The organism is Stenotrophomonas sp. Steno-C15 (assembly GCF_056393265.1).
Genome location: NZ_JBWJPF010000003.1, coordinates 209,788 through 221,590 on the forward strand (window position 1 = coordinate 209,788; position 11,803 = coordinate 221,590).

General features: G+C 68.2%; 7 protein-coding genes. 5 read left to right on the forward strand and 2 right to left on the reverse strand.

Annotated elements, in window-relative coordinates; translation table 11 throughout:
• Nucleotides 1-11: 11 nt before the first annotated feature.
• Together lptF and lptG are read left to right on the forward strand one after the other, a co-directional pair.
• The gene (lptF, locus tag AC06FB_RS04500; protein WP_053516945.1) at nt 12-1,094 is read left to right on the forward strand and encodes an LPS export ABC transporter permease LptF; all 1,083 of its coding nucleotides are present in this window, start codon (nt 12-14) and stop codon (nt 1,092-1,094) included.
• A complete protein-coding gene (gene lptG, locus AC06FB_RS04505; RefSeq protein WP_053516943.1) occupies nt 1,091-2,197 on the forward strand; it encodes an LPS export ABC transporter permease LptG in 1,107 nt (368 codons plus the stop codon). The genes lptF and lptG overlap by 4 nt, the downstream gene beginning before the upstream one ends.
• 41 nt (nt 2,198-2,238) lie before the next feature.
• Here the strand turns inward: lptG and AC06FB_RS04510 are convergent, their stop codons facing one another.
• On the reverse strand, nt 2,239-2,730 hold the full coding sequence (locus AC06FB_RS04510; RefSeq protein ID WP_065175339.1) for an RDD family protein: 492 nt from the start codon (nt 2,728-2,730) through the stop codon (nt 2,239-2,241).
• A 56-nt stretch (nt 2,731-2,786) separates the two neighbouring features.
• Between AC06FB_RS04510 and xerD the strand changes: the two genes are divergently transcribed.
• Together xerD and AC06FB_RS04520 are read left to right on the forward strand one after the other, a co-directional pair.
• Nucleotides 2,787-3,764 (forward strand): site-specific tyrosine recombinase XerD, encoded by a 978-nt coding sequence (gene xerD / locus AC06FB_RS04515; protein WP_053516940.1) that lies wholly within the window; start codon nt 2,787-2,789, stop codon nt 3,762-3,764.
• A gap of 101 nt (nt 3,765-3,865) precedes the next feature.
• Nucleotides 3,866-4,657 carry a DsbC family protein gene (locus tag AC06FB_RS04520; RefSeq protein ID WP_065175338.1) on the forward strand — a complete coding sequence of 264 codons (792 nt, stop codon included), beginning with the start codon at nt 3,866-3,868 and terminating at the stop codon, nt 4,655-4,657.
• 119 nt (nt 4,658-4,776) lie between these two features.
• Here AC06FB_RS04520 and AC06FB_RS04525 read toward each other — a convergent pair whose 3' ends face one another.
• Nucleotides 4,777-6,876: a glycosyl hydrolase family 18 protein gene (locus tag AC06FB_RS04525; protein WP_053516938.1), complete on the reverse strand. Its 2,100-nt coding sequence runs from the start codon at nt 6,874-6,876 to the stop codon at nt 4,777-4,779.
• A 780-nt stretch (nt 6,877-7,656) separates the two neighbouring features.
• Here AC06FB_RS04525 and purL point away from each other — a divergent pair.
• Nucleotides 7,657-11,541, forward strand: a complete 3,885-nt coding sequence (gene purL / locus AC06FB_RS04530; RefSeq protein ID WP_263177266.1) for a phosphoribosylformylglycinamidine synthase — start codon at nt 7,657-7,659, stop codon at nt 11,539-11,541.
• Nucleotides 11,542-11,803 lie beyond the last annotated feature (262 nt).

Sequence of the window (11,803 nt, forward strand, 5' to 3'; positions counted from 1 at the left end):
ACCACCGCCCCATGTTGAAGCTCGACCGCTACCTGCTGGGCGATTTCGTCCAGAGTTTCCTGGCCACCCTGATCGTCCTGCTGGTGGTCAGCGTGGGCGGCGTGCTGGTGGACATCCTCGGCAACATCGCCGACGGGCGCCTGCCGGCCAGGCTGCTGTTCTCGCAGCTGGCGCTGCAGTTCATCGTCTACATGCCGCTGATCCTGCCGCTGGCGTTGATGCTGGGCCTGCTGCTGGCGATCGCCCGCCTCTACCGCGACTCGGAAATGGCGGTGATCACCGCCATCGGCGTGGGCCCCAGGCGCCTGCTGCGGCCGCTGCTGATGCTGGTGGTGCCGGTGGTGGCGGTGGTGGGCGCCTGTTCGCTGTGGCTGGGGCCGTGGGCCTCACGCACCGCCGAGCAGATGATCCAGGACGCCAACCGCAGCGTACTGATGGCCGGCCTGGAACCCGGGCGCTTCACCCCGCTGCCCAACGGCGGCGTGGTCTACCTGTCCTCGATTTCGCCCGATGGCACCCAGCTGGGCAAGGTGTTCCTGCAGCGTGCCAAGGACGACCGGCTGGAAGTGGTCTCTGCCGCCAGCGGCCGCATGTACTTCGAGGGCGAGCGGCAGCGCTTCCTGGAACTGGACAAGGGCCACCAGGTCGAGGGTCCGCTGGCCGGTGCGCTGGATTACCGGCTGGCCACCTTCGCCCGCAACGATGTGGCCCTGCCTGACGGTGCGCAGACCCGCAAGGATGACGATCCGGAACTGATGTCGACCCTGCAGCTGCTGGGCGACGGCCGCACCCAGGCCCAGGCCGAACTGCATCGCCGGCTGGCCCCGCCGCTGATCGCCCTGGCGTTCGCCCTGCTGACCGTGCCGCTGGGGCGCAGCTCGCCGCGCCAGCAGCGCTATGGGCGCATGATGCTGGCCCTGCTGGCCTACATGGTCGGCACCAACCTGACGTTCATCGGCGCCGGCTGGATCGCCAGTGGCAAGCTGCCGGCGATGCTGGGCCTGTGGTGGCTGACCCTGCCACTGCTGGCGTTCGCGGTCTGGATGTATGCGCGTGATGGACGCATGAGCCTGCCCAAGGGGGCCCGCGCATGATGCTGCGACCGATGCGGTTCGATTTCTACCTCGGGCGCGCGGTGTTCGGCACCGTGCTGTTGACCTGGGCGGTGCTGACCGGCCTGGACGTGGTGATGGCCTTCTCCGGCGAGTTCAAGGACATCGGCAAGAACGGCTACACCCTGGGACACGCCGCGGCGTGGGTGCTGTATACGGTGCCACGCCGCGCCTACACCTTCTTCCCGACTGCGGCGGTGATCGGCGCGCTGATGGGGCTGGGCCAGCTGGCGGCGACCTCCGAACTGACCGCGCTGCGTGCGCTGGGCCTGTCCCGCAAACGCCTGAGCGTGTCGGTGGCGATTGCCCTGTCGCTGCTGACCGCAGTGATGGTGTTCAGCGCCGAGACGCTGGGCCCGTGGGGGCAGAACCGTGCCGATTCGCTGAAGATGAGTGCCAAATGGGGCCAGGACATGGCCGTGGCCCGTTATTCCGGCATGTGGGCACGCGAAGGCGATACCTTCCTCAACGCGCAGAGCGGTGAGGAACAGCTGGTCGGCAACACGGGAACGCGGTTGATCCTGCGTGACGTCCGCCTGTACCGGATCGCCGAAGACGGGCGGATCGCATCCCTGACCCACGCCGCCACTGCCGAACATGACAAGGACGGCTGGGTATTGACCGGCGTGCGCCGCGATACCTTCGGCGAGCGCTCGGCAACGCGCGAGGAAGTGGCGCGCGAGCCCTGGAATTCCAAGCTGGACGCGGCGGCACTGGCGACCGGTATCGCCAAGCCGCGCAACCTGAGCGTGTCCGAACTGAGCACGAGCATCGCCTATCGCGAGCGCAACGGCCTGGATGCGCGTGACTTCGAGGATGTGTACTGGAGCCGCTGGTTCTATCCGGTGAACGTACTGGCGCTGTGCCTGGCCGCCGTGCCGTTCGCGTTTGGTTCGCTGCGCAGTGGTGGCATGGGCAAGCGCCTGTTCCTCGGCATCCTGTTCGCGTTGGGCTTCTGGCTGCTGCAGCTGTTCTTCGGGCGCATGGCCGGCGCACTGAAGTTTGATTACCGCATCGCCTACGCGCTGCCGCCGATCGTGATGCTGGTGGTGTCAGGCCTGCTGTTCCGGCGGAAATCGGGCTGATTCCGGCAACGCCGGGCCATGCCCGGCGCCAGCAGGACACTTCAGCGCTTGGGCATCCGCACCAGACGCGTGCCACTGGCACGGTCGTGCCACGCCAAGCGTTGGCGATCCAGCAGGGCCCACCAGAAGCCCAGCCCACCCAGCAGCAACGACAGCGTTGCCACGGCGAACCGCAGCCACAGCTGCGCGCGCCGCAGCGCGGTGCCGTCGGCCGACACCAGTTTCAGCCGCCACGGCCGCATGCCAAGGGTCTGCCCACCCCGGCGCCAGCTGGCGGTTGCATAGGCCCCGGTGACGACCCAGCACACCGCCCACAACAGCCATTGCCAGGCACTGAAGGGCGCGATGTTCTCGCGCTGTGCATGGCCACTGAAGGTGTAGGCCAGGGTGAACGCCGTGCCGGCCAGCATCCACAGCGCGAGCACGGGCAGCGCGTCGTAGACCATCGCCAGCACGCGCCACGGCAGCAGCGCACGGGGGCGCTGCGCCTCGGGCGTGGCAGTGGAAGACACGTCGGTGGCAGGGCTGGACATGCGCCGAGCATACGCAAAGCTGGCCGCGTCCGCAGTCACCCTCGTATCCTCCGCGCATGGCCGTCATTTCCACCCCCGCCGAGCGCCGTCAGCTGGTCCAGCAACTGCCTGCACTGCGTGCCGACGACAGCATGCGCATCCAGCGCTTCCTTGATGCCATCTGGGCGGAGAACGGTCTGGCCAGGGCCACCCTGGACAGCTACCGTCGCGATCTGGAAGGGTTGGCACGCTGGCTGGACGGCCGCGAAGGGGGCCTGGCCGGCGTCGAACGCGCCGGGTTGTTCGACTACCTGGCCTGGCGCACGCGCCATGGCTGGTCGCCACGCAGCAATGCGCGCCTGCTGTCGGCGCTGCGTGCGTTCTTCGCCGATGGCGTGCGTCGCGGCGAGCGCAGCGAGGACCCCGGCGCTCTGCTGGATCCGCCGAAGCTGCCACGCCTGCTGCCCAAGGCGCTGGCCGAAAGCCAGATCGATGCGTTGCTGGCCGCGCCGGATGTCGGCAGTCCGCTGGGGCTGCGCGATCGGGCCATGCTGGAGCTCATGTACGCCGCGGGCCTGCGCGTGAGCGAACTGGTACTGCTGCCGGCAACGGCGGTGAACCTGCGGCAGGGCGTGCTGCGGGTGACCGGCAAGGGCAGCAAGGAGCGGCTGGTGCCGCTGGGCGAAGAGTCACAGCACTGGCTGGAGCGTTACCTGCAGCATTCGCGGCCGCAGCTGGTGGGAAAGGGCAGGGTGCAGGCACTCGCCGATGGGCAGACGCCGCTGTTCATCGAGCCCCGGCTGCACGCGCTCACGCGGCAGGCGTTCTGGCATCTGGTCAAGCGCCATGCACAGGTCGCCGGCATCGATCCGGCCCGCATCAGCCCGCATGGCCTGCGGCACAGCTTCGCCACCCATCTGCTCAACCGCGGCGCGGACCTGCGTGCGCTGCAGATGCTGCTTGGCCACAGCTCGCTGTCGACCACCCAGATCTACACGCTGGTGGCGCGTGAACACCTGCAGAAGCTGCACGCTCGCCACCATCCCCGTGGTTGAGCGACCTGGATGAACCCCGTCCGGCTTCCGTCAGCGGGCCACGGCGCCGCCCCGGGCGGCTGTGTCAGAATCGGTGGTCCTCTTCTGCTGCGGAATGCTCCATGCTCCGATTCGCCATCGCCGCCGTGTTCGGCGCGCTCAGCCTGACGGCCTGCGCCCAGCCGGCTCCGCCGGCCCCTGCGGCCAAGGCGCCTGCCGCCGCCTCCGCCCGGGCCACCCCGGCTGCCAATGGTCCGGCAGAGCAGGCGGTGCGCGCCGCGCTGACCGCGCTCAACCCCGGTTTCGAAGTGGATTACATCGGCGCCGCGCCCTTCCCCGGTTTCCGCGAGGTGGTGGTCTCCGGTCAGCTGCTGTATGTCTCCGACGACGGCCGCTACCTGTTCCAGTCGCAGCCTTATGACACCCGGGCCAAGGGGCCGGCCAACAGCGAGGGCCTGCTCGGTTACCGTCGCGCGCTGCTGGCCAAGGCCAACCACGGCGACCGCATCGTGTTCGCCGCGCCCAACGCCAAGTACACGGTCAGCGTGTTCACCGACATCGAGTGCGGCTATTGCCGCAAGCTGCACCAGGACATCGCCGAACTCAACCGCAACGGCATCAGCGTCGAGTACCTGGCCTTCCCGCGCATGGGACTGGGCAGCAAGGATTACACCGACATGATTTCGGTCTGGTGCGCAGCCGATCGCCGCCAGGCGCTGACCAATGCCAAGCGTGGTGGAACCGTGCCGGCGAAGAACTGCACCAATCCGGTGGCGATGCAGTACGCGCTCGGCCAGCAGCTGGGGGTGAACGGTACCCCGGCGATCTTCGCGCCCGATGGCACCCAGCTGGGCGGCTACCTGCCGCCGGCGCAGCTGCGTGCGGCGCTGGAGAAACTGTCGGCCCAGCGCTGACCGGGATATCGCCGGGCAGGGCCCGGCGCTACCCGCCCGACCACGGTAGCGCCGGGCCATGCCCGGCGGATGCCTTATCCGATCAAGGCCGGGGGCGCACGGCGCCCCCGGCCTTTTCCTTACTTCAGACCATCGCTGACGGCCTTGGTCAGCGTGCCCTGCGCATCGTCACCACTGAATTCCCAGACGAACGCGCCGCCCAGGCCCTGGGTCTTCACGTAGCCCATCTTGCGGGTGATGTTGGCCGGAGTGTCGAAACTCCACAGCGTGCTACCGTTGTAGATCCAGGTGGCGCCTGCGGTGTTGTCGGTGTAGCCCGGCCAGGCCAGGTTCTTCAGTACCTTCCAGTCTTCGATGCCGGCCTCATAGGTGCCCGGTGCGGCGCCTGAGGCGGTCTGGTACAGGCCATTGTTGGCATTGGCCACGCCCGTCCAGCCACGTCCGTAGTAGCCGATGCCCAGGTTGAGCTTGGCGGCCGGCACACCCCGGCTGATGAAGGCCTCGATGGCGTCGTTGCTGTTGTACAGCTTCTGGTCGCCGGTGGACGGATCATTCGGCGAATCGAACAGTGCCGACTGGTGATTGGTCCTTGCATCCCACGCACCGTGGAAGTCGTAGGTCATCACGTTGATGTAGTCCAGGTACGGGTGATACGCCGCCGGGTCGGTGACGCGGATCTTGTCGATGCCGGCACCCACCGCCACGGTCAGCAGAAGGCCCGGACGCACCGCATCGAGCTGGCGGCGGAACTCGGCCATGAGTGCGGTGAAGTTGGCGTTGTCCTCGGGCTTGCCGCACTCGATGCCGCAGGCCACGGGGTATTCCCAGTCGATGTCGATGCCGTCGAACACGCCCAGTGCTGCGCCCGTGCCGCCGGCGCCGTCGGTCACCGGCAGGTTGCCCTTGATGTAGGCGTCGATGCAGGAGGCGACGAAGGCCTGGCGGTTCTCCGGACGGGCCGCGCTGGAGAATCCACGCGACCAGGTCCAGCCACCCAGCGAGATCAGCACCTTCAGACCCGGATGCTTGGCCTTGAGCTGCTTGAGCTGGTTCCAGTTGCCGCGCAGCGGCTGGTCCCAGGTATCGGCGCTGCCACTGACGCTCTCGGCGGCGCTGAAGGCCTTGGTGTAATCGGCGAACGCATCGCCACCGGCGCCGCTGTTCGGGTCCGACGGCTGGGTCACGCCCACTTCGCAGCGGTTGTTGCGCACGTTGCCGAAGGCGTAGTTGATGTGGGTCAGCCGCGCGGCGGAACCGCTGCTGTCGATGTTCTTCACCCGGTAGTTGCGGCCGTAGATGCCCCACTGGGTGAAGTAGCCGATGACCCGCTTGCCGGTGCCGCCACCGTCGCCGGCCAGGGTGGTGGCGCTGATTTCCGTGCCCTGGGCGGACGCATTGCCGGCGTTGTCGCGGGCACGCACACGGTAGCGGTAGGTGGTGGACGCGGTCAGGCCGCCATCGACGTAGCTGGTGCTGGACGGAGAACCGACCAGGCTGCCGTTGCGGTACACATCGTAACCGGCCACGCCGCTGCCACCGGCGTTGTCGGTGGACGGACTCCAGCTCAGCGCGATGCTGCTGGCGGTACGGGTGCCCACCGCCAGCCCGCCGGGCACGCTGGGTGCGGTGGTATCGCCGCTGGCGGCGTTGACGGTGATGGTGATGGTCGGGGTGCTGGTGGTGGCGTTGTTGTTGTCGGTGGCCACCGCGCGCAGGGTGTGGCTGCCGGCGCTGGCATTGGCCCAGCTGGCGCTGTAGGGAGCGCTGGTATCCACGCCGATCGAGCTGCCGTCGCGGAAGAATTCCACCTTGCTGACGCTGCCGTCCGGGTCGCTGGCGTTGGCGGTGACGTTGATGGTGCTGCCGGCGCTGAAGGTAGCGCCATTGGCCGGTGAGGTCAGGCTGACCACGGGAGGCTGGTTGACGCCGCCGCCATCGCAGGCACCGAGGTTGGTGTAGTAGGGCGCACCGGCCGGATGGTCTGGCGGGGCATTCCAGATGTCCTGGTTTGCCCGGTACAGCACGCCGCCCTTCTGCAGGGTGTCGCCGGCGCGATAGATCTTGGCCTGGTCCCATTCGGCCACGCCGGCACAGCTGGCGGCCTGGGCCAGGCCCGGCAGGCTGGCGGCACCGGCGGCCAGGGCAAGCAGCCAGGCCAGGCGGCGGGGACGACAGCTTCGGGTGGAACGTTCGGCACTGCGCACAATCGGGTCGTACATGGTGTGTCTCCGATCAAAGGGCGCGCGGGCCCCGATGGCGCCGCGCGTGACGCAGGTCCGGGCGTCGCCGGGGAAGGCGACGGGAGGGGCCGGACAGAGGCACCTGGGAGGCCGGGGAGAGAGTCCGGCGCCAGGTAGGGACAACGTTGTCATCAATTGCGTGGTCAATCCGTGAGCAAGCGCATGGTTCCGGGATTCGGGCGGAGCGCGCTGGCGCGCGGTCGGCGGCCAGCGGCGGAGCCCCTTCGTGGCTGGGGGGTTGGTCGCTTACAGCGGATTTGTGGGGGTTGGCCGGGTGGGTGGGCTGCGCAGGGGACGCCGTGAATACGTCCCTGTAGGCTCGGGCGCGCCATCCATGGCGCTTACGCCCCTGCGCAGCCCACCCACCCGGCCACGGACAGGTTCCTGCGGCTGCCAGCCACGAAAGACAGAACAAAATCAAAAGCAAGAGCCGGTCGCTTCGCTCTTCATTCGGCCGGCACTGCCGCGGAGCATCCGCGCATGGCGTGGACCGAATACAGATCGCGGAGATCCGTCGAAGGCGGGGTGGGTCCGGTGGCGGGGGGGTCCGCCGCATGGATGCCGCGGCCAAGCCCCCAGGGATGGGTTCACGGCGTCCCCCGCCACCGGACCCACCCCGCCAACCTGCAGGAAACCGGCTTTTGACGTTGCTGTTGCTTCGGCCGTTGCTTCGGCGGGTGCCGGGCGCAGCCCGGCCCAAGCCCATCCCCCGCTTCCGGTACAATATCGGGCCCGTTTCCCAACTACGGTTCCCCGGACATGATGGTCCTCGAGGGCGCGCCCGCCCTGTCGCCGTTCCGCCGCGAACGTCTTGAATCCCGCCTGCAGTCCATCGCTCCCTCCCTGCGCATCAGTGGTGCCTGGCACGTCTACTTCGTGCAGCCGGAAGGCTCGGCCGTGCCCGATCAGGCCACCCTGTGCCGCATCCTGGAAGCACAGCCGCAGGCCGGGACGGTCGCCGAAGGGGCCGTCAGCCGCATCGTGGTGCCGCGTCTGGGAACGTTGTCGCCGTGGTCGAGCAAGGCCACCGAACTGGTCCGCGGGGCCGGTCAGCCGGTCAGCCGGGTCGAGCGCGGCCTGCGTATCGACGTGCTGGGCTGGCCGGACGATGCCGCCACCCAGCAGTCGCTGGTGAAGGTGCTGCACGACCCGATGACGCAGTCGGTGCTGGACCACGTCGAGCAGGGCCAGGCCCTGTTCTCGGCGCCGGCCCGCGGTGAACTGGAGCGCGTTCCTGTGGCGCAGCTGGAAGCCGCCAACCAGCGCCTTGGCCTGGCCATGGCCCAGGACGAGATCGACTACCTGCGCGAGCGCTTCACCGCACTGGGGCGCTCCCCGTCTGACGTGGAACTGATGATGTTCGCGCAGGCCAATTCCGAACACTGCCGGCACAAGATCTTCAACGCCAGCTGGACCATCGACGGGCAGGCGCAGGAACGCTCGCTGTTCCGCATGATCAAGAACACCCACCAGCAGACGCCGCAGCACACCCTGAGCGCGTACAGCGACAACGCTGCGGTGATCGAAGGCCATCCGGCGTCGCGTTACCGTCCGGATCCGGCCAGTGGCGAGTACCGCCGCGAGCCGCAGGTGCCCAGCGCCTTCCAGATCAAGGTTGAAACCCACAATCACCCGACCGCGATCGCGCCCTTCCCGGGGGCTTCCACCGGTGCCGGTGGCGAAATCCGCGACGAAGGCGCAACCGGCCGCGGCGGCAAGCCGAAGGCCGGCCTGACCGGCTTCTCGGTCTCGCACCTGCGCATCCCCGAGCTGCCGCAGCCGTGGGAAGCGCCGCGCGCGCTGAATCCGCGGATGGCGCCGGCGCTGGAGATCATGACCGACGGCCCGCTCGGCGGCGCTGCGTTCAACAATGAGTTCGGCCGCCCGAACCTGCTCGGTTACTTCCGCAGCTTCGAGCTGCCTGAAGGCGCTGACCTGGTCCGTGCGTACGACAAGCCGATCATGCTGGCCGGCGGCCTCGGTGCGATCGACCGTATCCAGGTCGACAAGATCCCGCTGCAGGCCGGTGATGCGGTCATCGTGCTCGGCGGTCCGGCGATGCTGATCGGCCTGGGTGGCGGTGCGGCCAGCTCGGTGGCCTCCGGTGAAAGCGCCGAAGACCTGGATTTCGCCAGCGTGCAGCGCGACAACCCGGAGATGGAGCGCCGCTGCCAGGAAGTCATCGACCGCTGCGTGGCGATGGGTGCCGACAACCCGATCAAGTTCTTCCATGACGTCGGTGCCGGTGGTCTGTCCAACGCGATTCCCGAGCTGCTGCACGATTCGAACGTGGGCGGCATCATCGACCTGGGCAAGGTGCCCACCGACGATCCGTCGTTGTCGCCGATGCAGCTGTGGTGCAACGAATCGCAGGAGCGCTACGTGCTTGGCGTCGCGCAGGAGCGACTGGCCGAGTTTGCCGCGCTGTGCGCGCGCGAGCGCTGCCCGTTCGCCGCCGTGGGCGTGGCGACCGCCGAGGAGCATCTGGTGGTGGCGTACGGCGCGGTGCCGGGCCATGTTCCCGCCGACGCACCGATCGACCTGCCGATGGACGTGCTGTTCGGCAAGCCGCCGAAAATGCACCGCGACACGGCGCACCCGCCGGCACCGCGCTGGCCGGCGCTGAAGACCGGTGGCCTGGATCTGCAGGAAGCCGGCCTGCGCGTGCTGGCGCACCCGACCGTCGCCTCGAAGAACTTCCTGGTCACCATCGGTGACCGCAGCGTCGGCGGCCTGACCGCCCGCGAGCAGATGGTCGGCCCGTGGCAGCTGCCGGTGGCCGACGTGGCCATCACCCTGGCTGATTTCGATGGCGTGGCCGGTGAGGCGATGTCGATCGGCGAGCGCACGCCGCTGGCCCTGCTCGACGCCGCGGCGTCGGCGCGCATGGCCGTGGGCGAAGCGCTGACCAACCTGTGCGCGGCCCCGGTGGATGCGCTGGATGGCATCAAGCTGTCGGCGAACTGGATGGCTGCTGCCGGCCATCCGGGCGAAGACGCGCTGCTGTACGACGCAGTGAAGGCCGTGGGCATGGAACTGTGCCCGCAGCTGGACATCAGCATCCCGGTCGGCAAGGACTCGCTGTCCATGCAGGCGCAGTGGCATGACCAGGGCGAGGCACACAAGAGCGTGTCGCCGGTGTCGCTGGTGATCTCGGCGTTCGCGCCGGTTGCCGATGTGCGCCAGCAGCTGACGCCTCTGCTTGATCGCGACGTCGACAGCGAGCTGTGGCTGATCGGTCTCGGTGCCGGCAAGCAGCGCCTGGGCGGCTCGATCCTGGCGCAGGTGCACGCCGACCACAGCGAACTGCCGGCCTTCGCCGGTGCCGCGCCGGACCTGGACGACCCGCAGCGCCTGCGTGCCTTCTTCGAACTGATCCGGGATGCGCGCCAGTCCGGCCTGCTGCGTGCGTACCATGACCGCAGCGACGGCGGCGCGTTCGCCGCGCTGTGCGAAATGGCGTTTACCTCGCGCCTGGGCCTGGATATCGCCCTCGACGCGTGGGGCGATGACCCGTTCCGCAGCCTGTTCAATGAGGAACTGGGTGCGGTGGTGCAGATTGCCCGCGAAGATCGCGCCGCTTTTGCCGACCTGGTCGAGCGCCACGCCCTTACCGAATGCGCGCAGCGCATCGCCAGGCCGACCACCGCACCGGTGGTGCGCGTATCGCTGGCAGGCGAGAACCTGGCCGAGTGGCGCTGGGAGCAGCTGTTCGATGCGTGGTGGTCGGTCACCCATGCCATGCAGAAGCGTCGCGACAATCCGGCCAGCGCCGATGCCGAGCGCGATGTCGCCCGCGCGTTCAACGCACCGGGCCTGAAGCCGAAGCTGAGCTTCGACCTCAACGAGGATGTGGCGGCGCCGTTCATCAGCACCGGTGCGCGTCCGCGCGTGGCGGTACTGCGCGAACAGGGCGTCAACGGCCAGATCGAGATGGCCAACGCCTTCGAACGTGCAGGCTTCCGCGCGTTCGACGTGCACATGAGCGACCTGATCGAGGGCCGCGTGGCCCTGCAGGACTTCACCGGCCTGGTCGCCTGTGGCGGCTTCAGCTACGGCGATGTGCTGGGTGCCGGCCGTGGCTGGGCGACCTCGATCCTGGAACGCAGCGCGCTGCGCGATGCCTTTGCCGCGTTCTTCGAGCGCCAGGACAGCTTTGCCCTTGGCGTATGCAACGGTTGCCAGATGATGAGCCAGCTGAAGGACATCATCCCCGGCGCCGAACACTGGCCGCAGTTCCGCCGCAATGCCAGCGAGCAGTTCGAGGCCCGCACCGCACTGCTGGAAGTAGTGGAATCGCCGTCGATCCTGCTGCGTGGCATGGCCGGTTCCCGCCTGCAGGTGGCGGTGGCGCACGGCGAAGGCCAGGCGGTGTTCGACAACGCCGTCGACCAGGCCGCTGCGCGCGTGTCGCTGCGCTACATCGATGGCAACGGTGCCATCGCCCAGCAGTATCCGCTCAATCCGAACGGCTCACCGGATGGCATCACTGGCCTGACCAGCACGGACGGCCGCGTCACCATCATGATGCCGCATCCGGAACGCACCCCGCGCGCACTCAATCTGAGCTGGGCGCCGGCCGAGTGGCAGGGTGATTCACCGTGGATGCGGATGTTCCGCAATGCCCGGGTGTGGTGCGGCTGATCGCGCACCGCTTCGCGCAGGCGTCGATGCCGATGCGTATGGAAAAACCCGCCGCGTTGCCGGCGGGTTTTTCTTTGCGCGGATGAAACTCCTGTCGCCACCATGAGTTACATGCATTTCCATGCGCCAGACAATCGTCACGTGCAACTAACAAAATCGGTTGATAAACGCGTGAAAGAGTGAACTGCTTCACGGCAATGTGATTTGCTGTGTCAAAGTCTTGACGATATGGAAAGTTGCCGTTAACACTTGAACCCCGTTT